This is a genomic window from Klebsiella sp. KP20-425-1 (assembly GCF_025813515.1).
Classification (GTDB): domain Bacteria; phylum Pseudomonadota; class Gammaproteobacteria; order Enterobacterales; family Enterobacteriaceae; genus Klebsiella; species Klebsiella pneumoniae.
This window is the reverse complement of sequence record NZ_CP109614.1, coordinates 4,796,009-4,818,094: the sequence shown is the minus strand read 5'-3', so window position 1 is coordinate 4,818,094 and position 22,086 is coordinate 4,796,009. Positions and strand designations below refer to the sequence as shown.

Annotated in this window: 25 protein-coding genes; 8 read left to right on the top strand and 17 right to left on the bottom strand. The window is 58.7% G+C overall.

Annotation, left to right across the window (positions count from 1 at the left end):
* Window positions 1-40: 40 nt before the first annotated feature.
* From phnK to OHJ17_RS26420, 9 genes are all read right to left on the bottom strand, one after another.
* Complete coding sequence (gene phnK / locus OHJ17_RS23540) at window positions 41-799, bottom strand: phosphonate C-P lyase system protein PhnK (RefSeq protein WP_002885198.1); 759 nt, start codon at window positions 797-799, stop codon at window positions 41-43.
* On the bottom strand, window positions 796-1,644 hold the full coding sequence (locus OHJ17_RS23535; protein ID WP_002885202.1) for an alpha-D-ribose 1-methylphosphonate 5-phosphate C-P-lyase PhnJ: 849 nt from the start codon (window positions 1,642-1,644) through the stop codon (window positions 796-798). Before OHJ17_RS23535 ends, phnK begins: the two co-directional genes overlap by 4 nt.
* Entirely contained in the window at window positions 1,637-2,701 is a 1,065-nt protein-coding gene (locus tag OHJ17_RS23530) for a carbon-phosphorus lyase complex subunit (RefSeq protein ID WP_004177786.1), read from the bottom strand. The genes OHJ17_RS23535 and OHJ17_RS23530 overlap by 8 nt, the downstream gene beginning before the upstream one ends.
* On the bottom strand, window positions 2,702-3,286 hold the full coding sequence (gene phnH, locus OHJ17_RS23525; RefSeq protein ID WP_002885207.1) for a phosphonate C-P lyase system protein PhnH: 585 nt from the start codon (window positions 3,284-3,286) through the stop codon (window positions 2,702-2,704).
* On the bottom strand, window positions 3,283-3,735 hold the full coding sequence (phnG, locus tag OHJ17_RS23520) for a phosphonate C-P lyase system protein PhnG (protein WP_002885214.1): 453 nt from the start codon (window positions 3,733-3,735) through the stop codon (window positions 3,283-3,285). The genes phnH and phnG overlap by 4 nt, the downstream gene beginning before the upstream one ends.
* Entirely contained in the window at window positions 3,736-4,461 is a 726-nt protein-coding gene (phnF, locus tag OHJ17_RS23515; RefSeq protein ID WP_004177785.1) for a phosphonate metabolism transcriptional regulator PhnF, read from the bottom strand. It abuts the gene before it with no gap.
* Between the two features lie 155 nt (window positions 4,462-4,616).
* Window positions 4,617-5,051, bottom strand: a complete 435-nt coding sequence (gene yjdN / locus OHJ17_RS23510; protein ID WP_002885221.1) for a VOC family metalloprotein YjdN — start codon at window positions 5,049-5,051, stop codon at window positions 4,617-4,619.
* Window positions 5,052-5,279: 228 nt separating this feature from the next.
* Window positions 5,280-5,615 (bottom strand): zinc ribbon domain-containing protein YjdM, encoded by a 336-nt coding sequence (locus tag OHJ17_RS23505; RefSeq protein ID WP_004177783.1) that lies wholly within the window; start codon window positions 5,613-5,615, stop codon window positions 5,280-5,282.
* Between the two features lie 87 nt (window positions 5,616-5,702).
* The gene (locus OHJ17_RS26420; RefSeq protein ID WP_016831374.1) at window positions 5,703-5,972 is read right to left on the bottom strand and encodes a hypothetical protein; all 270 of its coding nucleotides are present in this window, start codon (window positions 5,970-5,972) and stop codon (window positions 5,703-5,705) included.
* A gap of 187 nt (window positions 5,973-6,159) precedes the next feature.
* Between OHJ17_RS26420 and proP the strand changes: the two genes are divergently transcribed.
* A complete protein-coding gene (proP, locus tag OHJ17_RS23500) occupies window positions 6,160-7,662 on the top strand; it encodes a glycine betaine/L-proline transporter ProP (RefSeq protein WP_004177782.1) in 1,503 nt (500 codons plus the stop codon).
* Window positions 7,663-7,711: 49 nt separating this feature from the next.
* Here proP and melR read toward each other — a convergent pair whose 3' ends face one another.
* Window positions 7,712-8,650 (bottom strand): transcriptional regulator MelR, encoded by a 939-nt coding sequence (melR, locus tag OHJ17_RS23495; RefSeq protein WP_004177781.1) that lies wholly within the window; start codon window positions 8,648-8,650, stop codon window positions 7,712-7,714.
* Window positions 8,651-8,889: 239 nt separating this feature from the next.
* Between melR and OHJ17_RS23490 the strand changes: the two genes are divergently transcribed.
* The 5 genes from OHJ17_RS23490 to OHJ17_RS23470 all read left to right on the top strand — a co-directional run bounded on the left by OHJ17_RS23490 (window position 8,890) and on the right by OHJ17_RS23470 (window position 13,364).
* On the top strand, window positions 8,890-10,242 hold the full coding sequence (locus OHJ17_RS23490) for an alpha-glucosidase/alpha-galactosidase (protein WP_032412783.1): 1,353 nt from the start codon (window positions 8,890-8,892) through the stop codon (window positions 10,240-10,242).
* 93 nt (window positions 10,243-10,335) lie between these two features.
* Entirely contained in the window at window positions 10,336-11,751 is a 1,416-nt protein-coding gene (gene melB / locus OHJ17_RS23485) for a melibiose:sodium transporter MelB (RefSeq protein ID WP_032413198.1), read from the top strand.
* Window positions 11,752-11,756: 5 nt separating this feature from the next.
* On the top strand, window positions 11,757-11,879 hold the full coding sequence (locus tag OHJ17_RS23480; RefSeq protein WP_004146677.1) for a hypothetical protein: 123 nt from the start codon (window positions 11,757-11,759) through the stop codon (window positions 11,877-11,879).
* A 147-nt stretch (window positions 11,880-12,026) separates the two neighbouring features.
* Window positions 12,027-12,983: a plasmid segregation protein ParM domain-containing protein gene (gene parM / locus OHJ17_RS23475; protein WP_032413200.1), complete on the top strand. Its 957-nt coding sequence runs from the start codon at window positions 12,027-12,029 to the stop codon at window positions 12,981-12,983.
* 9 nt (window positions 12,984-12,992) lie between these two features.
* On the top strand, window positions 12,993-13,364 hold the full coding sequence (locus OHJ17_RS23470) for a plasmid partitioning/stability family protein (RefSeq protein ID WP_032413201.1): 372 nt from the start codon (window positions 12,993-12,995) through the stop codon (window positions 13,362-13,364).
* Between the two features lie 165 nt (window positions 13,365-13,529).
* Here OHJ17_RS23470 and OHJ17_RS23465 read toward each other — a convergent pair.
* The 3 genes from OHJ17_RS23465 to cbpA form a co-directional block, all read right to left on the bottom strand.
* Window positions 13,530-14,893, bottom strand: a protein-coding gene (locus OHJ17_RS23465) for an IS3-like element ISKpn1 family transposase (RefSeq protein WP_085955203.1) whose coding sequence is annotated in 2 segments (ribosomal slippage) — window positions 13,530-14,425 and window positions 14,425-14,893 — 1,365 coding nt in all. Because the reading frame shifts where the segments join, the coding sequence is not laid out codon by codon here.
* A gap of 292 nt (window positions 14,894-15,185) precedes the next feature.
* On the bottom strand, window positions 15,186-15,491 hold the full coding sequence (gene cbpM, locus OHJ17_RS23460; protein WP_002885324.1) for a chaperone modulator CbpM: 306 nt from the start codon (window positions 15,489-15,491) through the stop codon (window positions 15,186-15,188).
* Window positions 15,491-16,408, bottom strand: a complete 918-nt coding sequence (cbpA, locus tag OHJ17_RS23455) for a curved DNA-binding protein (protein ID WP_002885338.1) — start codon at window positions 16,406-16,408, stop codon at window positions 15,491-15,493. Before cbpA ends, cbpM begins: the two co-directional genes overlap by 1 nt.
* A gap of 75 nt (window positions 16,409-16,483) precedes the next feature.
* On the opposite strand from cbpA, the gene OHJ17_RS23450 reads away from it, so the two are divergent.
* Window positions 16,484-16,597, top strand: coding sequence for a hypothetical protein (locus OHJ17_RS23450; protein WP_002885341.1), 114 nt, complete (start codon window positions 16,484-16,486; stop codon window positions 16,595-16,597).
* On the opposite strand, the gene OHJ17_RS23445 is transcribed toward OHJ17_RS23450, so the two are convergent.
* Window positions 16,554-17,237 (bottom strand): TerC family protein, encoded by a 684-nt coding sequence (locus OHJ17_RS23445; RefSeq protein ID WP_004199298.1) that lies wholly within the window; start codon window positions 17,235-17,237, stop codon window positions 16,554-16,556. The two genes, OHJ17_RS23450 and OHJ17_RS23445, sit on opposite strands and share 44 nt — an antisense overlap.
* 225 nt (window positions 17,238-17,462) lie before the next feature.
* On the opposite strand from OHJ17_RS23445, the gene OHJ17_RS23440 reads away from it, so the two are divergent.
* Window positions 17,463-18,248, top strand: a complete 786-nt coding sequence (locus OHJ17_RS23440) for a DsbA family protein (protein ID WP_002885391.1) — start codon at window positions 17,463-17,465, stop codon at window positions 18,246-18,248.
* 45 nt (window positions 18,249-18,293) lie between these two features.
* Here OHJ17_RS23440 and pgaD read toward each other — a convergent pair whose 3' ends face one another.
* The 3 genes from pgaD to pgaB are packed head-to-tail and all read right to left on the bottom strand — an operon-like array spanning window position 18,294 to window position 22,079.
* Complete coding sequence (gene pgaD, locus OHJ17_RS23435) at window positions 18,294-18,743, bottom strand: poly-beta-1,6-N-acetyl-D-glucosamine biosynthesis protein PgaD (RefSeq protein ID WP_002885392.1); 450 nt, start codon at window positions 18,741-18,743, stop codon at window positions 18,294-18,296.
* Window positions 18,743-20,071, bottom strand: coding sequence for a poly-beta-1,6-N-acetyl-D-glucosamine synthase (gene pgaC, locus OHJ17_RS23430; protein WP_002885393.1), 1,329 nt, complete (start codon window positions 20,069-20,071; stop codon window positions 18,743-18,745). The genes pgaD and pgaC overlap by 1 nt, the downstream gene beginning before the upstream one ends.
* On the bottom strand, window positions 20,064-22,079 hold the full coding sequence (gene pgaB, locus OHJ17_RS23425) for a poly-beta-1,6-N-acetyl-D-glucosamine N-deacetylase PgaB (protein WP_023283140.1): 2,016 nt from the start codon (window positions 22,077-22,079) through the stop codon (window positions 20,064-20,066). The genes pgaC and pgaB overlap by 8 nt, the downstream gene beginning before the upstream one ends.
* Between the last annotated feature and the right edge of the window lie 7 nt (window positions 22,080-22,086).

The following is a 22,086-nucleotide window of genomic DNA, read 5'->3' as shown; positions in this document are numbered from 1 at the left end:
TGGGCCGGGTAAGGCGCAGCCGCCACCCGGCAAAACAGCATTAATTCTGCAACACCGACGACACCAGCAGCTGGGTGTAAGGATGGTGCGGATCGTCGAGCACCCGGTCGGTTAAGCCACTCTCCACCACCTGGCCCTGCTTCATCACCAGCAGACGGTTCGCCAGCAGGCGAGCGACGCCGAGATCGTGGGTAACAATCACCACCGCCAGATTCAGCTCCACCGCCAGGCCGCGCAGCAGGTCTAGCAGCCGCGCCTGCACGGACACATCCAGCCCGCCGGTGGGTTCATCCATAAACACCAGCTTCGGCTGGGTGACCAGATTGCGGGCGATCTGCAGACGCTGCTGCATGCCGCCGGAGAAGGTGGTGGGCAGGTCGTCGATGCGCGAGGGGGGAATCTCCACCTCCTGCAGCCACTTTTCGGCGGTGGCGCGAATGTTGCCGTAGTGGCGGGCGCCGGTGGCCATGAGCCGTTCGCCGATGTTGCCCCCGGCGGAGACTTGGCGACGCAGACCGTCCATCGGGTGCTGATGCACTACGCCCCATTCGGTGCGCAACAGGCGGCGGCGTTCGGCTTCGCTCATGGCGTACAGCGAGCGCTGCTGGTACAGCACCTCGCCCTGCTGCGGCGTCAGGCGGGCGGAGATTGCCTTCAGCAGGGTGGTTTTACCGGAGCCGGACTCGCCGACGATGCCGAGCACTTCTCCCGGCCACAGCTCGAGGGAGACATCGCGAAAACCTTTATCCGGGGCGTAGAGATGAGTCAGGTTATTCACAGCAAGTAATGGCTGGTTCATTTTTTCTGCCCCTCGCTCTGCTGGCGGCAATAGTCGGTATCGGAGCAGACAAACATCCGCTGGCCGCTGTCATCCAGTACCACTTCGTCGAGGTAGCTGTGGCGCGAGCCGCAGATGGCGCAGGGCTCATCCCACTCCTGCACGGTAAAGGGATGGTCGTCGAAATCGAGACTCTCCACCGGGGTATAGGGCGGCACGGCGTAGATCCGCTTTTCGCGCCCGGCGCCGAACAGCTGCAGCGCCGGCATCATGTGCATTTTCGGGTTATCGAATTTCGGGATCGGCGAAGGGTCCATCACGTAGCGGCCATTGACCTTCACCGGATAGGCGTAGGTGGTGGCGATATGGCCGAAGCGTGCGATATCTTCATACAGTTTCACCTGCATGACGCCGTACTCTTCCAGGGCGTGCATGGTGCGGGTTTCGGTTTCACGCGGCTCGATAAAGCGCAGTGGCTCCGGGATCGGCACCTGGTAGATCAGGATCTGATCCTCCACCAGCGGCGTCTCCGGGATCCGGTGGCGGGTCTGGATCAGGGTGGCGTCTTCGGTACGCTCGGTGGTGGCGACGCCGGTGACGCGCTTAAAGAACTGACGAATCGACACCGCGTTGGTGGTGTCATCCGCGCCCTGGTCAATCACCTTCAGCACGTCGTTCTCACCGATGACGCTGGCGGTCAGCTGGATGCCGCCGGTGCCCCAGCCGTAGGGCATTGGCATTTCGCGCCCGCCGAACGGCACCTGGTAGCCGGGAATCGCTACCGCTTTGAGAATAGCCCGGCGGATCATGCGCTTGGTTTGCTCGTCGAGGTAAGCAAAGTTATAGCCAGTCAGTGGGTTAGCCACGTTCGTTCTCCCGTTGCAGGCGTTTCAGCAGCGCCAGTTCGGCCTGGAAATCGACATAGTGCGGTAGCTTCAGATGCGAGACGAAGCCGGCCGCTTCGACGTTATCGGCGTGGGCCAGCACAAACTCTTCATCCTGCGCCGGGCCGGCAATCTCTTCGTCATAGTCCGGCGCCTGCAGCGCACGGTCGACCAGCGCCATGGCCATCGCTTTGCGCTCGCTCATGCCGAAGGTCAGGCCGTAGCCGCGGGTGAAGTGCGGCGGCTCCTCCTGCGGGGCGACGAAGCCATTAACCATCTCGCACTCGGTCAGCAGCAGCTCGCCAATATTGACGCTAAAGCCCAGCTCTTCCGGGACGATTTCCACCTGCACGTAGCCGCTGCGGATCTCGCCGGCAAACGGATGGTTGCGGCCATAGCCGCGCTGGGTCGAATAGGCCAGCGCCAGCAAGTAGCCTTCATCGCCGCGCATCAGCTGCTGCAGGCGCGAGGAACGCGAGCAGGGGTAGACCGGCGGGGTGCGGGTGATATCGTCGGGCGGCGTGCCGCGATCTTCCTCGGTCTTCGCCAGCCCCTGCTGCGTGAGCAGGCTAAAGACGTGCGGCGTCGGCTCTGCTTCGCCATCGGCTTGCTGCACAGACGGCGCTTCGCCATTGGCCAGCAGGGTAAAATCTAGCAGGCGGTGGGTGTAGTCGTAAGTGGGGCCCAGCAGCTGGCCGCCGGGGATATCTTTATACACTGCGGAGATGCGGCGTTCGAGGCGCATCTCCGCGGTATTAATCGGTTCGCTGACCGCCAGCCGCGGCAGGGTGGTGCGGTAGGCGCGCAGCAGAAATATTGCTTCGACGTTATCGCCGCTGGCCTGCTTCAGCGCCAGCGCCGCCAGTTCGCGGTCGGCGATCCCGCCCTCGGTCATCACCCGGTCCACCGCCAGGCTGAGCTGGTCGCCTATCTGTTCGACGCTCAGTTCGGGAAGCCGTCCATCGCCCCGTCGTTTCTGTTCCTGTAAGGCGTGAGCGGCGCGGATCGCCTTCTCGCCGCCCTTGACGGCAACGTACATTTAGCACACCTCCACGTGGGTGGTGCGCGGGATCGCCAGCAGGCGCTCGCCGCAGGTGAGGATCAGGTCGATGCCCAGCGGGAACGGATGCGGGCGTTCGGTTAATTCGTCGATGATGCAGTCCGGCAGCTGCGGCGCGATCATTCGCTCTTCGGCAATGCCTGCCCCGGTCAGGCGCAGCATGCGTCCGCCGCTGAGGCTGGCAAGCTGAACGATCAGTGTGACGCCGGTTTCCGGCGCGGTGACGGTGCCAGCGGAAAGGACGTTGAGCTGCTCGGCGCTGATGCCGTCATTGGCGACGGCAAAGACCGCCTGCTGCGGCTGGTCCACCAGCGGCGCGCCGGTATGAAAGCGCAGATTCTGTCCCACCAGATCGTTACGCAGGGCGCTGGCGAGCCAGACCGGTGTTTCATGATCGGCAAGGGTCAACAGCAGGCTGGTGGAGGCCACGTTCAATGGCTGCCAGCCGTGCTGAAGCTGCTGCAGGGAGACAATCACCCCCGGCTCGCTCATCGCTTTCAGCAGGCGACGAAAACTGTGTTGGGCATCCTGCACAGCCAGGGTAAAAGCGGGTTGTAAGGTCATACGTTATCTCCGCGAACCAGGGTAAAGAAGTCGACCCGGCTGGCGTTGACTTCGGCGCGTCGGGCTTCAATGCGCGCGCTGCGTAGCGCTTCCAGCGGGGTTATCAGAGTTTCCATTAAGGTGTGAAAATGGCGGGGCGACTGCAGCAGGGCGTCGATCGCCGCGCAGCGTTCAGCGTGCGGGCGGTCGCGGCCTAAGATCCAGCTGTAACCGAGGGTACCGTCAGCCAGGCGTACCGCTGCACGGGTAAGGGTGGCGTCGCCGGCAAAGAAGCGGTCGCCGATACCGCCCATGCGGGCCTGGAGCTGTACCAGCCCGGTTTCCGGGGTGCGAATCAATTCATATTCCGGCGCCAGCTGCAGGGACTGCATGCGCGCCAGAAGGTCCTGCGGTTCACTGTGGGCCAGCACGGACATCCAGCGCTGGCGGGTGGCGGTATCGAAGTGCATTCAGTGCTCCATGGTAAATTCAATCATGTCGGCGCGGGTCAGGCTGACGGAGTACTCCGCCGTGAGCGACTCGCCCTCGCGGCTATTGAGCGTGCGGACGCAGAGCAGCGGCGCCATATTGGGGATTTCCAGCAGCTTGCTCTCTTTTGCCTGCGCGCGGCGGGCGCTAATTTTGGTGCGTACGCGGGTCAGTTCGACGTCGAGCCGATCGCGTAGCAGATCGTGCAGCGAGCCGTGGCTGAAGGTCTGTAGCACCGGCCAGAAGCGCAGGTCGGCGAAGTAGTGGTCGATCAGGCACAGGGCGACGCCATTGACCCGGCGCAGGGTACGCAGGTGGATCACGTTCTCGCCCTCATTGATGCCAAAGGCCTCGGCGACATGGGCGCTGGCGGGGCGCAGCACCGACAGCAGCTTTTCGCTGGTGGGATCGCTGCCTTGTTCCAGCAGGTTTTGGCTGAAGCGCGCCTGGGCGTTAAGCGGGTAGTCGATGGGGCGCATCAGCACCAGCACACCCACGCCCTGACGGCGCTGAACCCAGCCGCGCTCAACCAGCTGGTCGATAGCCCGGCGCAGGGTGTGGCGGTTAACGTCGAAGCGCGTCGCCAGCTGCTGCTCGGCGGGCAGATAGTCGCCGCAGCGATAGTGGTGGCGCAGCTCCTGCTCAAGTCGGGCGGCGATTTCCTGATAGCGCGTGGGGTAACTGGTCGGATGTCTGGACAGGTGCATGGTCATCAAGCCTCACACAGCATAGGCGAGGAGCTTCCTCGCGTTGTGGGCCGATCCTGACCGGTTTATGTTGCATTTCGGTTAAGTGACGATGACCAAAGGATGAAGAGTTGATGCCAGGCGGATGACAGGGCGGCCGGGCCGCCCTGGGGGCGTCAGCCTTGTTTGACCACGTTGATCATCCAGGGGACGCCAAAGCGGTCGACGACTTTGCCGAAGCCGTGGGCCCAGAAGGTTTCCTGCCAGGCCATCTCAATGCGCCCGCCGACAGCCAGCGCGTCGAACCAGCGCTGGCCTTCAGCGACATCGCTGGGATCGAGGACGAGGGTGAAGCCGGCGTAATGCACATCGGGCCCGAAGGCGCTGTCGCTCAGCATCAGCTCGCCATTATTGATGCGCAGGCTGGCGTGGGCGATAGCATCATCCGCCATCTTCTGGCCAGACGGGCAGCCGTCTGACGCTTCCTGCGCCGGGGGCGGCATTTCGCCAAAGGTCATTTTAAACATCAGCTCTGCGCCCAGCGTCTGCTGGTAGAAGGCGATCGCCTCGGCGCAGTTGCCCGCAAAGGCAAGGTAGGGACTTAAGGACATGGTGAATACCTCAGTGACCGTAACCCGTAAAGCGTAGTCGCCCGGCAGGCGATTGAGCCAGACGGCAGGGCGAAAAGGGGCGCTGAAATATGACGGCAGGCGACAGCGTAAATAGCGGTTGCCGGCGAGGGAAATAACAGGATGCGCCGGGGGACAAACGGCCACCAGGATATCGGGAGCGGCGACGGTTATGTGAAAAAATAATCGCGCCGCCTACCCGAAATTAAATCAGTTCTTTTTCACAAATTCCGATTTGAGCTTCATCGGACCAAAACCGTCAATTTTGCAGTCAATATTGTGATCGCCTTCGACCAGACGGATATTTTTCACTTTGGTGCCGATTTTCAGCATCGAAGAGCTGCCTTTAACCTTCAGATCTTTCACGACGGTAACGCTGTCGCCATCGGCCAGTAAATTGCCATTGGCATCTTTAACGATCAGAATGTCGCTCTCTTCCGTCGCCTCGGCAGGGTTCCACTCATGGGCACATTCCGGGCAGATGTACATGCCGCTATCTTCATAAGTGTAAGTCGAATCGCATTTTGGGCAGTGTGGCAGTTGCATGACGCTCCTCATGATGTCGTCGAAAAACAGGACGTTGGTCCTTTAAACAGCGGCTGAGAGCCGAAAGTGGGTGTGATTATAGCGCAATCACCCACTTTTGTCGGGTGTTTTTTTGCTAAAAAATAGCCGTGGTGTTATTCCGGAAAGAAGCGAATAAACGCTGAAATTAACCGCCCGAAGTGGAGCAAAATCGACGAAATAATTTCCGCGCGATCGGCAGGAAATGAACTTATTTATTTTCCGACACTCTGTAATGAGGCGGTAAATTTCTGTGAAGTTGATCGCAGATATAAACACTGTTAGGGTAAAAAAGGGGAGCAGGTCAATTTCATCAAGCATCACGATGAGCCGCTCCATTTATTCACCAGTAGCCAGAGCAGGCGTCAACAGGTTCGGTTGTACATTCTGTCAGCAGACAGTGCAGGCAAACCTGCTACGCTTGAAATGAGGAGCACAGCAATTCACCGCTCCTGACGCACGATGCGAATGGCCTTGCCATTCGGCGAAGAGGCGTGCACTCAAGGCGGAGTAGCAGAGGAAAAATATGCTTAAAAGGAAAAAAATAAAGCCCATCACCCTTAAGGATGTGACCATCATCGATGATGGTAAACTGAAAAAGGCGATCACCGCGGCCTCCCTGGGCAACGCGATGGAGTGGTTCGATTTCGGCGTCTACGGCTTTGTGGCCTACGCCTTAGGTAAAGTCTTCTTCCCCGATGCCAACCCAAGCGTGCAGATGATTGCCGCGCTGGGTACCTTCTCCGTACCATTTTTAATTCGTCCGTTAGGCGGCCTGTTCTTCGGGATGCTGGGCGATAAATATGGTCGGCAAAAAATTCTCGCGATAACTATCGTGATCATGTCGATAAGTACTTTCTGTATCGGCCTTATTCCGTCGTATGCCACGATAGGTATCTGGGCACCGATCCTGCTGCTGCTGTGTAAAATGGCGCAAGGCTTCTCGGTTGGCGGTGAATATACCGGGGCGTCGATCTTCGTCGCGGAATACTCTCCTGACCGCAAGCGCGGCTTTATGGGCAGCTGGCTGGACTTTGGCTCCATCGCCGGGTTTGTGATGGGGGCCGGCGTGGTGGTTCTCATCTCCAGCGTGGTGGGTGAACAGAACTTTCTCGACTGGGGTTGGCGTATCCCGTTCTTCCTGGCGCTACCGTTAGGTATCATTGGTCTCTACCTGCGCCATGCGCTGGAAGAGACGCCAGCGTTCCAGCAGCATGTTGACACCATGGAGCAGGGCGACCGTGAAGGACTGCAGGACGGGCCGAAGGTCTCTTTTAAAGAGATTGCCACCAAGCACTGGCGTAGCCTGCTGACCTGTATCGGTCTGGTGATTTCCACCAACGTGACTTACTACATGCTGCTGACCTACATGCCGAGCTATCTGTCGCATAACCTGCACTACTCGGAAGATCATGGGGTGCTGATCATCATCGCTATCATGGTCGGGATGCTGTTTGTACAGCCGGTTATCGGTATGCTCAGCGACCGTTTCGGCCGTCGCCCGTTTATCCTGATTGGTAGCGTGGCGCTGTTTGCCCTGTCGATCCCGGCCTTCATTATGATCAACAGCAACGTGACTGGCCTGATCTTCGCCGGCCTGCTGCTGCTGGCGGTGGTGCTGAACTGCTTTATCGGGGTGATGGCCTCCTCGCTGCCGGCGATGTTCCCGACGCACATCCGCTTCAGCGCCCTGGCCAGCGCCTTTAACATCTCGGTGCTGATTGCCGGTCTGACGCCAACCCTGGCGGCGTGGCTGGTGGAGACCACCCAAAACCTGATGATGCCGGCGTACTACCTGATGGTTATCGCGGTGGTGGGTATGGCGACGGGCCTGTCGATGAAAGAGACGGCTAACCGTCCGCTGAAAGGGGCGACCCCGGCGGCGTCGGATATTCAGGAAGCGAAAGAAATCCTTGGCGAGCACTACGATAACATCGAGCAAAAAATCGAAGATATCGATCAGGAGATCGCCGATCTGCAGGCAAAACGGTCGCGTCTGGTGCAGCAGCATCCGCGTATCAACGACTAACCGTTTTCACTGTTAATCATGCCGCCTGGGGAAACCCCGGCGGCATTTTTTATGCCTTCGGCAAGGCCAGGCCGTGACGCCGCTGCTGGCTGAGTTTACGGTACTGCTGCGGCGGCATGCCCACGTAGCGGGTAAAGGTGCTGTAGAAGCGGCTGCTGGAGCGAAAACCGGCGGTAAGGGCAATATCCAGGATGGTCTTGTCGGTATCGCTCAGCAGCGCCCGCACATGATTGATACGCATGGCGGTAATGTACTGCTTCATGGTCTGCTGCATCACCCGCTGAAAGACCCCCATCGCGTAGTTCGGGTTGAGCTTCACGTGCTCGGCAACGGCATTGACGGTCAGCGCCTGGTCGTAGTGGGCAGCGATAAACTCCAGCATCTGGCTGACATAAAACTGCGCGTGGCGCGAGACGCTGTTCTTGTGGGTGCGTGAGGTTTTATTGACCAGAATCGGCTGCCAGCCGGCGAGGCTCAGCCGCTTCAGCATCAGGGCGATTTCATCGATCGCCAGCTGGCGTATCTGTTCATTCTCGTGGCTCAGTTCCTGCTGCCAGCGGCGCACTTCGAAGGCGCTCAACTGCTGCGCGGCGAGGGATTTAATCACCATCCCATGGGTGACGTGGTTGATAAGCTCCCGGTCCAGCGGCCATGAGAGAAACAGATGCATCGGCAGGTTGAATATCGCCATCTGCTGGCAATCGCCGGGGCGGGTCAGCTGATGCGGCGTACAGGCCCAGAACAGAGTGATATAGCCTTTCTCAATGCGCACCACTTCGTTATTAATCAAATACTCGACGTCGCCATCGAACGGCACGTTGACCTCCACCTGGCCGTGCCAGTGGCTGGTGGGCATGGCGTGCGGTGGGCGCAGTTCGATATCCATACGCTGATACTCGGAGTAGAGCGCCAGCGGGCTGCGGCTCTGCTTTTCGTCGCTGCTGCACATAAAGGGATCGGGGGGCAGAGAGGTGAAGCGGTGTTCCATCGTTAGCGTATTCCTGAATTGTCAGAGTGGCTGCATTTTTCGCCAGAACTGACGACAGCTTAGCGGAAGAATCGGCCCATTTTCTCTCCTTTTTGCTCAATCTGTTCCCGAAATCTCAGATTTTGTGGCGCTTAATGGCCGATCTGAGCTTTCGGGAATGCTCCGGCGGGAACAGGGCAGCGCAGCGGGGAGCGGCGTGCCACTCTGCAAGTGTTCAATGACCTGATGGAGAGTGCGTGATGTCTGCCCCAAAAATTACTTTTATCGGCGCCGGTTCGACGGTGTTCGTCAAAAATATTCTCGGTGATGTTTTCCAGCGCCCGGCGCTGAAATCGGCGCATATCGCGCTGATGGATATCGATGAAACCCGGCTGGAAGAGTCGCATATCGTGGTGCGCAAGCTGATGGATTCCGTGGGCGCGAACGGCGAAATCAGCTGCCACCGCGACCGGAAAACTGCCCTGCAGGGCGCCGATTTTGTCGTCGTTGCCTTCCAGATTGGCGGCTATGAGCCCTGTACCGTCACCGATTTTGCAGTCTGCAAGCGCCACGGCCTGGAGCAGACCATTGCCGATACGCTGGGGCCGGGAGGCATTATGCGCGCGCTGCGCACCATCCCGCACCTGTGGGCTATCTGCGACGACATGACCGAGGTCTGCCCGGACGCCACCATGCTTAACTACGTCAACCCGATGGCGATGAACACCTGGGCGATGTACGCCCGCTACCCGCATATCAAGCAGGTTGGCCTGTGCCACTCGGTGCAAGGCACAGCGGAAGAGCTGGCGCGCGACCTCGATCTCGATCCGGCGGATTTACGCTACCGCTGCGCGGGGATTAACCATATGGCGTTCTATCTGTCGCTGGAGAAAAAGCTCGCGGACGGCAGCTACGTCAGTATCTACCCCGACCTGCTACAGGCCTACGCCGACGGGCGGGCGCCGAAGCCGAACCTGCACGGCAACCCGCGCTGCGAAAACATCGTCCGCTATGAAATGCTCAAAAAGCTGGGCTACTTTGTCACCGAGTCCTCGGAGCATTTCGCCGAATACACGCCATGGTTTATCAAGCCGGGCCGCGATGACCTTCTCGCTCGCTATAAAGTGCCGCTGGATGAATACCCTAAACGCTGCGTCGAGCAACTGGCCAACTGGCATCAGGAGCTGGAGAGCTATAAGCGCGGGGAGCGCATTGAGGTGAAACCCTCCCGCGAATATGCCAGCACCATCATGAACGCCATCTGGACCGGCGAGCCAAGCGTGGTGTACGGCAACGTGCGCAACGATAATCTCATCGACAACCTGCCTCAGGGCTGCTGTGTGGAAGTGGCCTGCCTGGTGGACGCCAACGGCATCCAGCCGACCAAAGTGGGCGCGCTGCCGGCGCATCTGGCGGCGCTCATGCAGACCAATATCAACGTGCAGACGCTGCTCACGCAGGCGATCCTCACCGAAAATCGCGATTACGTCTATTACGCCACGATGATGGATCCGCACACCGCCGCGGTGTTGGGGATCGAAGAGATCTACGCGCTGGTGGACGATCTGATCGCCAGCCACGGCGACTGGCTGCCGGCCTGGCTGCACCGTTAATCCTCTTATGCCGCCGGGGGCAACGAACCCGGCGGTGCCTGTCACGCTCTATCAAACGCTAAAGGAGGCGCTGGCGACAGCGACCTGGACCCTATGAGTATTTCAATGACAACAAAGCTCAGCTACGGATTTGGTGCCTTTGGTAAAGATTTCGCTATCGGTATCGTCTACATGTACCTGATGTATTACTACACCGATATTGTTGGCTTATCGGTCGGGGTGGTTGGCACCTTGTTCCTGGTGGCAAGGATCCTCGATGCGATAGCCGATCCGATTATGGGATGGATCGTTAACTGTACGCGGTCGCGATGGGGAAAGTTCAAACCGTGGATCCTGATCGGCACGATAACCAACTCGGTGATGCTGTATATGCTGTTCAGCGCCCACCATTTCAGCGGCGGGGCGCTGCTGGCGTGGGTGTGGCTAACCTACCTGCTGTGGGGCTTCACTTACACCATCATGGATGTGCCGTTCTGGTCGTTGGTGCCGACCATTACCCTCGATAAACGCGAACGCGAGCAGCTGGTGCCTTACCCGCGCTTTTTCGCCAGTCTGGCGGGATTTGTCACGGCCGGCGTCACGCTGCCGTTCGTCAACGCCGTCGGCGGCGCCGATCGCGGTTTCGGTTTTCAGATGTTCACTCTGGTGCTGATCGCCTTCTTCGTCGTTTCCACCCTCGTCACCCTGCGCAACGTGCATGAGGTTTACTCCTCCGACAGTGGTGTGAGCGAAGACTCCAGCCACCTCTCACTGCGCCAGATGGTGGCGCTGATCTATAAAAACGATCAGCTGGCCTGCCTGTTAGGCATGGCGCTGGCCTATAACACGGCGGCGAACATTATCGCTGGCTTTGCGATTTACTACTTTACCTACGTGATTGGCAGCGCGGAGATGTTCCCGTATTACATGTCCTACGCCGGGGCGGCGAATTTGCTGACGCTGATCCTGTTCCCACGACTGGTAAAAGGGCTGTCGCGGCGCATTCTGTGGGCGGGTGCTTCGATCATGCCGGTGCTGGGCTGCGGCGTGCTGTTGCTGATGGCGCTGGGCGGCGTTTACAACATCGCGCTGATTTCGCTGGCCGGGGTGCTGTTGAATATCGGCACCGCGCTGTTCTGGGTGCTGCAGGTTATTATGGTGGCCGATACCGTCGACTATGGCGAATATACGATGAATATCCGCTGCGAAAGCATCGCCTATTCCGTTCAAACGCTGGTAGTCAAAGCCGGTTCGGCGTTTGCGGCCTGGTTTATCGCCATCGTGCTGGGTATCATCGGTTACGTGCCGAATGTTGTGCAGTCGTCCCACACGCTGCTGGGGATGCAGGCGATTATGATTGCGCTGCCGACGCTCTTTTTTGCTCTGACGCTGTTTCTCTATTTCCGTTATTACAAACTGAATGGCGATATGCTGCGACGGATTCAGATTCACCTGCTGGATAAATATCGCCGGGTACCGGAAAATGACGTCGAGCCGGAACGGCCGATTGTGGTACCCAATCAGGTGTAAAAAGCGTGCGAAAACCGCTGACGAAAGAGGGGAGGGATGCTCTCTTTTTGAGCAAAAAACAGTGTCTTAAAAAGACAGAAAGAGAAAACTGTAGTTCTCTATTTTATCTCAATTATTTCTCTTTTTGAGCGTTCTGGACTGTTTGTTTCTCCGATTGTTCTCAAATAAAACTCAGAATTGTCTCTTTTTCGTGCTCTTGCGCTGCTTTTTAACTCTTGCTACTCTTTTTGGGTCTTACATTTTTCTCTTATTTGTCTCAGTGATGGAGCAATGCAATGCGCATTTTTATCGATGATGGTTCAACCAATATCAAAATGCTGTGGGAGCAAGATGGCGAAACTTTCACCCATATCAGCCCCAACAGTTTTAAACGCGGCTGGTCTGCCACCTTCGGTTCGGGGAAGCCTTTTAACTACACGGTGGATGATGAAAAGTACTCATTCGACCTGATCACTCCCGATGCGCTCCCAACCAATAACATTGACTGGCAATACAGCCCGTTGAACTCCATCGCTGTCCATCACGCGCTGCTGACCAGCGGTCTTGAGCCACAGGATGTTGAAATTGTGGTCACCCTGCCGCTGACCGAATTTTATGATGAAGATGCGCAATATCGCCTCGACAATATTGAGCGCAAGAAAAAGAGCCTGCTGCGCGACGTTAAACTGAATAAAGGCGTGGTGTTCAATATCACTAAAGTTACCGTGCGCCCGGAATCGATTCCGGCGGGCATTAGCCTGTGTGATGAGCTGAAACCGTCGCATTCGGTGCTGATTATCGACCTTGGCGGCACCACGCTGGATATTTCAATGGTCGCCGGGCAGATGACCTCGGTTTCGCGCATTTACGGCGACCCGAAGCTGGGCGTATCGCTGGTGACCGACGCCGTTAAGCTGGCGCTGGCCCGGGCGAATACCGACACCTCCAACTATAACGTCGACCAGATAATCATCAATCGCCACGACGAAGAATACCTGACCGACAACATCAACGATCCGGATGCGGTTTCTGAGGTGAAGAAGGTGATCAATAACAGTATCGAACGTCTGACCACGCGTGTCCTGACGGCCATCGATAGCTTTAAAGGCTATTCGCACGCGATCGTCATTGGCGGCGGCGCGCCGCTGGTTGCCGACGCCATTCGTGAACGGATGGGTCTGCGCGAGGATCGTTTCGTGGTGGCTGAAGAGCCGCAGTTTGCCCTGGTGCGTGGTCTGAAAATTATTGGTTAAGGAGCGTCTATGACTCTGGATCGCAGAAAAGTGCTGATTTACCTGCGCCCGGATATCAGCGCCAGCGAGCGCTTCGCGGACGCAAAAATTGAGGCCCATCACCGTGGCGACCGCGGCGATATGTCGCGTACCGCGCTGCTGGCGGGGCTGGCGTTAGGGGAAGTCGATAGCCGCTTACCGTCGATGCTGGCGGCGCTGCTGGCGGAAGATACTAAACCGGAAACGCTGCGTAAGATGCTGGCCTCGTTCCTTGAAATCCAGCCGGCCTCTCCCGCCCCGGCAGCCGCGCCAGCGGCCGCCCCGGCTAAGGCGCCGGAGCCGCCCGCGTCGGTGAGCGAGAGCGTCTCCGCGCGTAATCTCGCCGGTTCGTTACCGGATTAAGCGCTATTCCCGGTTTGCGCGACCCGGGAAACTCCCCGGCTTGCGCTGCGCTTAGTTTGTAGGCCGGGTAAGGCGTAGCCGCCACCCGGCATACAGGCGGCCCCCTGGCTGGGGCCATGCCCGGCGGCGCTACTGGACTGACCCCATAAAGTTGGATGGTTCATATTAAGCGGCTCTCAGAGCCTGGGTTCGGTACTCTACCGGACTCAGGCCTTTTAATTTCAGGCTTATCCGCTCGTTGTTGTAGTAATGGATATAGTCCTCTACGGCTTTTCTTAGCGCACTGACACTCCTGAACTCCCTCAGATAAAAACACTCCGATTTCAGGGTCCCGAAGAAGTTTTCCATCACTGCATTATCCAGGCAGTTTCCTTTACGCGACATACTCTGCGTCATCCCATGCGCCTTTAAACGTTCCTGATAGCTCCTCATCCTGTAATGCCAGCCCTGATCCGAGTGCAGCAGCGGAGCATCTCCCGGTCTGAGCTTCGGGAACGCACCGTCCAGCATCGTATTCACCATCTCCATCACCGGCCTTTCCGACAGGCTGTAGGCGATAACCTCCCGGTTAAACAGATCGAGAACTGACGACAGGTAAAGCTTTTTTCCCTGTACCGGGAACTCTGTCACATCTGTTACCCATTTTTCGTTGGCTTTTGACGCACCGAAGTTCCGGCTCAGGATATTGGGCGCGGCCTCGCCCGTTCTCCCTTTCCAGGCACGATATTTTTTCGCCCTTATCACAGACCGGAGTGACAGTTCTGCCATCAGCCGCTGCACTGTTTTATGGTTTATCCGCAGCCCCTGTTTTCTCAGTGCGAGCGTGATCCTGCGGTAGCCATAACGACCTTTGTGATAGTGGTATATCTTCCTGATGTTCTCTTTAAGACCCGCATACCTGTCCCCTTGCTTCAGTGCATTCATATTGTAATACCACGTGCTACGGGACATACCGGCCGCCCGCAGAAGGTCCCGCAGAGCGTGTTCATGCCTTAGTTCACTGATTATCAGGGCTTTTTGCCATTTTTTTCGCTCTGAACCAAGGCTTTCAACTTTTTTAGATAGGCATTCTCTGCCCGCAGATAACGCAGTTCGGCCCTGAGCTCTTCGGGGGAGAGTTTTTCCAGCTCTTTATCTGTCAGTGGTGGGATATTTTTTGGCTTTGTCATTTGTCCGGGCCGTCCGCATTGCATGTTTAAAAGACCTTCCGCTCCGGCATCGTTGTACACGTCGAGCCAGCGCCGGACAAGTATTTCTGCGGAGAGATTAAACCGGGCAGCCGCTTCACGCATCGTCAGGCGGTCACTGATAACCGCCCGGACGACCACGAGTTTAAATTCATCGGAATAATGATTATTTTTTGCAGTCAGGCCTTCTGCACCGTGGAACTGCCATGCCCTGACCCAGCGACGGACAGATGTTCTTTCAATACCAAAAAGGTCGGCTGTACTCTGTTCTCCGTCTTTACCGGACAAATAATGATTAACCACAGCCAGTTTTGTTTCAGGGGAATACTTTGGTTTAGCCATAAAACTGCACCTTACTCAGTTGGGTGTCCAACTTTTGGGGTGCAGTCCATACGCTTGCGCGGGCCTACGGATCCAGTGTAATGGTGGGCCCAGTGCCGTTTGTAGGCCGGGTAAGGCGTAGCCGCCACCCGGCATACAGGCGGCTCCCTGGCTGGGGCCATGCCCGGCGGCGCTACGCTTGCGCGGGCCTACGGATCCAGTGTAATGGTGGGTCCAGTGCCATTTGTAGGCCGGGTAAGGCGTAGCCGCCACCCGGCGCGAAGACGGAACGCCACGACCCGGGATGGCACCCCTATCCGTGGGCGAGGAAGCGCGCCAGGCGCTGCTGCAGCAGGCGATTTTCGCGGGTCAGCCGCGCGTTCTCATCCAGCAGGGTCAGCGCCACCGCAATTCCCGGCCAGTCCAGCTCCAGCTCGTTACGCAGGCGTACCGCGCGATGCACGATCGTCACCGCGCTGTCGTCGAACAGCCAGGTGTCCGCCTGCGGCTGGTGTGGCTCAATCATCCCTAAGCCGACGATCTCCGTCAGCTCCTCTTCCGACACCCCGGTACGCAGGCACAATTCGGTAATGGTAAACGTCACTGTTACTGTAGCCATCAGGCTTTCCCCCATGTCTTACGCGGATCGAAGCTGGCTTCGGCGGCGGCCAATTGTTGCCAGAGCTCACGCGCTTTTTCATCTGGTTTTGGCGGCATCACTATTTTAATAACGGCGAACAAATCGCCGGTGTGGGTTTTGCTCACGAGTCCTTTCCCTTTGATACGCAGTCGCTGCCCTGCCTGACTGCCCGGTGGCACCGTCAGCAGAATGCTCTCTTTCAGGGTGGGCACCGTCACTTTCGCGCCCAGCGCGGCCTCCCATGGCGCCAGCGGCAGGACGATCTCCAGGTTATGACCGACAATATCGAATAGCGGATGCGGGGCGATGTGGATAACCAGCCACAGATCGCCGTTCGGGCCGCCATTCTCCCCCGGCGTCCCCTGGCCTTTCAGGCGGATACGCTGACCATCGACTACCCCGGCGGGGATCTTCACATTCAGCGTTTTCGGCGTTTCGCTTTCGATCATGCCAAACACGTTGTACACCGGCAGGTTATAGCTGATGGTGCGCGTCTGCTCGGCCAGCGTCTCTTCAAGGAACACCGCCACTTCGATCTCCAGATCGTGGCCGCGCGCCGCGTGTTGACGACGACGCTGATGCGCCTGCTGGCCAAACATGGAGGAGAAGATGTCGTCGAAATCTTGCTGACTGTAGCTCTGCTCGTGGGTCTGTCGCTGGCGACCGAAGCCGGGATCGTTGCGATGCTGCCAGAGCTGATCGTATTCGGCGCGCCGTTGCTCATCTTTCAGGACTTCCCAGGCTTCGGCGAGATCCTTAAATTTGGCTTCGGCATCGTTTTCTTTACTGACGTCGGGGTGATATTTGCGCGCCAGGCGGCGGTAGGCGGTCTTGATGGTTTTCAGATCGTCGGTTGGTTGCACCCCGAGAATGGCATAATAATCCTTCAATTCCATGATTTTTTCTCATCTATGCTCAGTGCGGTGGTTACATATTCCCTGGAACAGGCGTCAGTATAAAGCGTAGGGCAAATGCGCCCTGACGGGGAAGAAAAGTGGCGGAAACTTGACGCCGTCGGGGTCGACGGCGCCGTGGATAAGATTAGTCCTTCGCCTGCGGCCGTGGGCGGCGGCGCCATCCGGTGAATAGCACCAGCAGCGCGCCGACGGCGCCAGCCAGGCGCGCGGTGCCCTCGCCGGCGCTGGGAAACAGCTGGCGAATGGTAGGGTCGCTGACCAGCATTGACCCGGCAATCCAGCCGATGAGCATCCCGCCCAGCAGCACCACCGTGGGAAAGCGGGTGAGCAGGACCAGCACCAGCTTGCTGCCGGCGACAATAACCGGAATGCTGATCGCCACGCCGAGGGCGACCAGCGCAATGTGCCCTTTCCCCGCAGCAGCTACCGCCAGTACGTTATCCAGCGACATAATCACATCGGCAACGGTGATGGTGATCGCGGTGCGCCACAGGCTGCCAGAGCTGCTAACCTCGCTCTCTTCTTCCTCATTCCTGACCAGCTTGATGCCAATCCACAGCAGGAGCAGCGCGCCGACTATTTTCAGCCACGGCAGCGACAGGAGATACAAAGCGATCGCCAGCAGCAGAACGCGCGCCAGGATGGCGCCCACGGTACCGATGATGATCGCTTTGGTGCGTTTCTGCGGCGGCAGTTTGCGGCAGGCCATGGCGATCACCACGGCATTGTCGCCACCCAGCAGTAAGTCGATGGCGACAATCTGCAGCATAATCACTGCCATGTCCCATTGTTGAAGAAATGCATACATATCGAGAGAAACCACCTGAAAAAAGAGCAAGAAAAACCGCTGCGCAGGGTACTCCGCCTGGGCCGCGTTGACCACTGGCGCAGACCTGCGCTATCGCGCGGGAAAGAGAGAGCCTGAAAAATAAAGTTACGAATCAAGGCGCCGTTGGGCAAGGCTTCGGCGAAAAAGGGTGATATTTTGTCACCCAGACTCACCTGCCGTTCACTTATCGCAAGGATCCCCACTATGTCTGGCCACAAGAAATACCTCTCTGTCGCCCTGCTGAGCGCTGTCTTACTGCCGGCGATGGCCTCTGCCGCTGACGCGCCGGCGACTTTCACCCCGGAACAGGAGGCGAAAATCGGCAAAATCGCCGCCGACTATCTGGTCGCCCACCCGGAAGTCCTGCTGCAGGCGAGCCAGAAACTGCAGCAAATTCAGGCTGAGCAGCAGGCCAGCGCGGCCACTCAGGCGGTGCTGAAGAACGCCGCCGTGTTGACCCAGGATAAAAATACCCCGACCTACGGCCCGGCCAACGGCAAAGTCACGGTGATCGAATTCTTCGACTACCAGTGCGTCTACTGCAGCCGTCTGGCGCCGGTGATGGAGCAGGTGATTAAAGCGCACCCGCAGACCCGCTTCGCCTTCAAAGAGTGGCCGATTTTCGGCGGCCGCTGGGAAAGCTCGCTGGAGGCGGCAAAAACCGGCCTGCAGATCTATCAACAGAAAGGGGCGGATGCCTATCTGGCCTACCATAACGGGATTTACGCTACCGGCCATAACGAAGGCAAGCTGACGACGGCGGATATCCAGCAGCAGGCGAAGAAAGCCGGCTTTGATGCGAAGAAGGCCGCCGACGTCGAACCGGTGCTGCAGAGCATTAACGATCTGGCGCAGGAGATTGGTCTGAGCGGCACGCCGGGCGTGATCGTGATGCCGACCACCGGCGCCACGGAAGCCAGCATCACCGTCTTCCCGGGGCTGGCAGACAAAGCCTCGCTGGAAGCCGCCATCAAAAAAGCCGGCGGCTAATCCCCGGCGTATTACCTGTCCAGGCCGCCGACGGCGGCCTTGCTCTCATGCGTCATCGCTCTCTTCCTGCGGCGGCGGTAACGCGTGGCTTTTTAAATCAATAATCTGCCCGATTTGATCGTGGTAAACGGTGAGCAAATTATAGCGGCTCATCTCCGAGATAATCTGCGGCGCGACGTTAAAGCTGCTCGCCAGCTCATCGTCGCGCAGAGCGAGCACCGCGGTATGACGCCGGGTATGGGCGCGGCGCCGGTTGTAGTGATACCAGAGGATCAACAGCCAGCCGTTCAGCGCGGCAATCAGCAGATACACCAGCGCCGTATTCAGGGAGTCCATCAGCGATTCCCAGCGCGGAGAGGGCGGCGCGATGAACTGCATCAGCAAATTGGCGTACAGAAAGAACAGAAAACCGAGCCAGGCCAGCAGCGTTAAGCCGGCGTCGACCAGCCGGGGCAGCACCCGATGTTCGGTTAAGATGAGCGTATTTTCATTCATCACAGGCTTCCTTTTCCCCGGTCCGGACTCACCCAGCGCGCGCGGGAACGTTGACGTTTCACCATCACTTTCGGAAAAGCGACCAGCGTGGTCAGCAGGCCGATCATCCAGTAGACCATCGGGAACCAGATCACCCAGAACAGCGATTTGGCGACCTTTTTCTCATAGCGCCGCTCGATATACAGGCTGGCGACGAACTGCAGCAGGCACATCAGGCCGAGCAGCATGCCGGTGAATTCCGGTGGAAACAGGCTATGCACCGCCAGATTGTCAGGCAGCGGCATCAGGCGGCTGAGGATAAACAGCAGAATGGTGATCGCGTAGGCAAAGGCCCACAGCGTGGAGCAGGCATACTCCAGAAACAGCGGCCACATCCGGTGATGCTGCCAGTGAAACAGGCGGCGCAGATTGACCAGAAAGACTTCGGCGCCGCCCTGGGCCCAGCGCAGACGCTGCTTCCATAACCCTTTGAGGGTCTCCGGCATCAGGATCCAGCACAGCGCTCGCGGCTCGAAAAAGATGTCCCAGTGGCGGAGCTGAAGCTTCCAGCTGATATCAATATCTTCAGTGATCATATCCGGGCTCCAGTAGCCGACGTCCGCCAGCGCCTGGCGCCGGAAGGCGGCGATTACGCCGGAGACGGTAAAGACCCGGCCATAGATCCGCTGCGTCCGTTTGATAAGCCCAATGATCGACGAGAACTCCCCAACCTGAATGCGGCCGATCAGCGTGGATCGGGTGCGGATCCGCGGATTGCCGGTGACCGCCCCGACGTGCGGATAATGGATCAACGGCGCGACCAGCCAGGCCGCGGTATCCCGGTCCAGCAGGGCGTCGCCATCGATGCAGACCAGCAGATCGCCGCGGGCGGCGGCGGCGCCCGCTTTGAGCGCCACCGCTTTTCCCTGATTGGCGGCCAGATGGATCACCCGCAGCCTCGGCTCCTCCTGCGCCAGCTGCTGGAGCACCTGGGCGGTGTTGTCCGAAGAGCCGTCGTTAATCGCGATCACTTCAAGATTGGCGTAACGCTGGGCCAGCGCTGCGCTGATGGTTTCCCGGGCGTTTTTCTCCTCGTTAAAGCAGGGGATCAGGATCGAGATCAGTGGATTGCCCGGCAGCGTCGGCGGCGGGGTATCCTCCCCCCACGGCCAGTGACGTTCCAGCTGAAACCAGAAGTAGAGACCCCCGGTGATCCACAACACTGACATAAACAGCGGCCAGAAAAAGACAAAGTCGAGGATAAGCTCGCCGGTAAATACCGCTGCGACACCTAACGGCAGCCCGAATACGAGGCATAAAATGCACAATGCGATAATGCGATCAGTCATGGTCAGGGTACCACCAGGAAGAAAATTGCGGCCTGATACGAGAGATATCAGGCTGGTTGTTAATAAAATCGTCAGGGTAGTAGCCGTAGTTTTTGACGCCGTTCAGCCGCAGCAAACGCATCCAGTCCGCCAGCTGCTGGTCGGGAATGGCGTTTTGCTGGCGTCGATTCCAGTCTCTGGCCTGCAGTTCAAAGATGGTTTTCTTCAGCGCGCCCGGGTGGCGGGCGACGGCCTGCACCAGCCGCGTCAGCCAGGCCTGGCTGGCGTCGATCGGCACGGACTCCATCAGCGGCATCGCCATGGGGACCGTCCAGTCATAGGCGGCAAGGAAGTCATCCAGATTCTGCGCAAACCAGGCTTCGCTTTGCGGCTCCAGGATCGGCAGGGCGAAGAGATTACGCGCCGTTTTCACCTGCGGGCCGCGGATGGCCTGCACTGCCTGGCGTAGATCCAGAGTGAAGCGGGTCAGGGTTTGGCTTTTGAAACGCATCCATGCCTGGCGCTCTTGCGGACGTTGGGGCACCGGGGCGGCATCGTGCGCCATACCCGTCTGCCGCCAGGCGGCGACCGCCTCCGGGCTCACGTCTTCAAAATCGGTCAACACGGCGTCGTCGTGAAACAGAATCCCGCTGAAGCTGGCGTGTCGGGCCAGATCTTCGTAGATGTCGGTGATCTGCTGGCGAACCCGGGGATCCCAGGGCGACAGACGGACGTACGGCTGGCGGGCAAGTAACGCCTTCCCGGTTTGCGGATCCCAGCGCTGAACGCGCGGCAGATCTGAGGCAAGATCGAAGGCCAGCACCGGCATCCAGGCATAAACCTTCACATTGCCGCGGGTCTGCAACTGCCAGGAGACGAAGTTAAACAGGTCGGCGCGCATCGGCAGCCAGCGGTTGGGGAAATAGAGCGACTTGACCGTGCCGTCGCCCTGCGGGTCGGAGAAGGCCTGCAGAAAGACGTGGCTGATTTTCATGTCATAGACGCGCTGCACCAGCTTATCGATATTCTTTGCCTGCTGGACGGGATTGGGGTCATAGACATAGTCCAGATCCACATGCATCACCCGAACAGGATCGGCTTCCTGAATCTGGGTCACGGCGCTGGCAAAGGCCTTGAGCGACGGGTTACCGGCGATCAGCAGGCGTGGAATATTGTCCAGATCCTTCACGTTGCCCAGGCCGTCGTTCAGCGTAAACGCCAGCTGATACCCTTGCTGTTTGGCGATAGTCAGGGTGCTGCCGCTGGCGGCGCCGTAGGGCCACACCCAGGCGCGCGGCGTTTTCCCGGCAACCTCATGGATTTTCGCCGTCACTTTCTGCACGTCATCTGTCATTCGCCGGGTAAACTGCGCGTCGCTTTCATAGCGGCCGGTGGTTTTATCCCAGCCGCGGTTGGCGGCGGCAGGCTCGCGGCTGCCCTGCGGATTGGCCGGCAGACCGTAGTGCGAGGCCCAGGTATGAGCGCCGATCTCCACCAGCGGCGAGCGGCTGAGCTCGCGCACCATCTCCCAGGTAGCGAAGCGCTCGCGCGGCGTCATCAGGCCGCCAAAATTAACGGGCTGACCAGCGGGAGTGTCCACCCAGCTGCCCACCGGCGCCCACAGCGCCGGGACGTTCCAGGCTTTAAGCAGCGGCCATACGCGGGTGTAAAAGCTGCTGTAACCATCGTCAAAACTGAGGAGAAAAGCCTTGGGCGGCAGCGACTTTAAGCCATAATGCGCATCGAGAATGTCCTGAACGCTAATCGCATGGTAGCCGTTATGCAGCAGCCAGGCGATCTGCTCATTGAGTGCGCTGGTGCGCACCGAAAGATAACGCTGGTCGGCGGCATCGTCTTCGACGTCATGGTAGGCCAGCACCAGAAAGCGATCCGCCGGCCAGGGTTGATTGGCCTCCAGTTGGGGGCGCTGCTGCGGGGCGAGGAAGGGGACTTCCTCAGCACGCACGCTGAAGATAAGGCACAGCCAGATGAGAAGCATCAGGCCGTTGCGCAGGGTCGTGTTCAGCATGGTCATC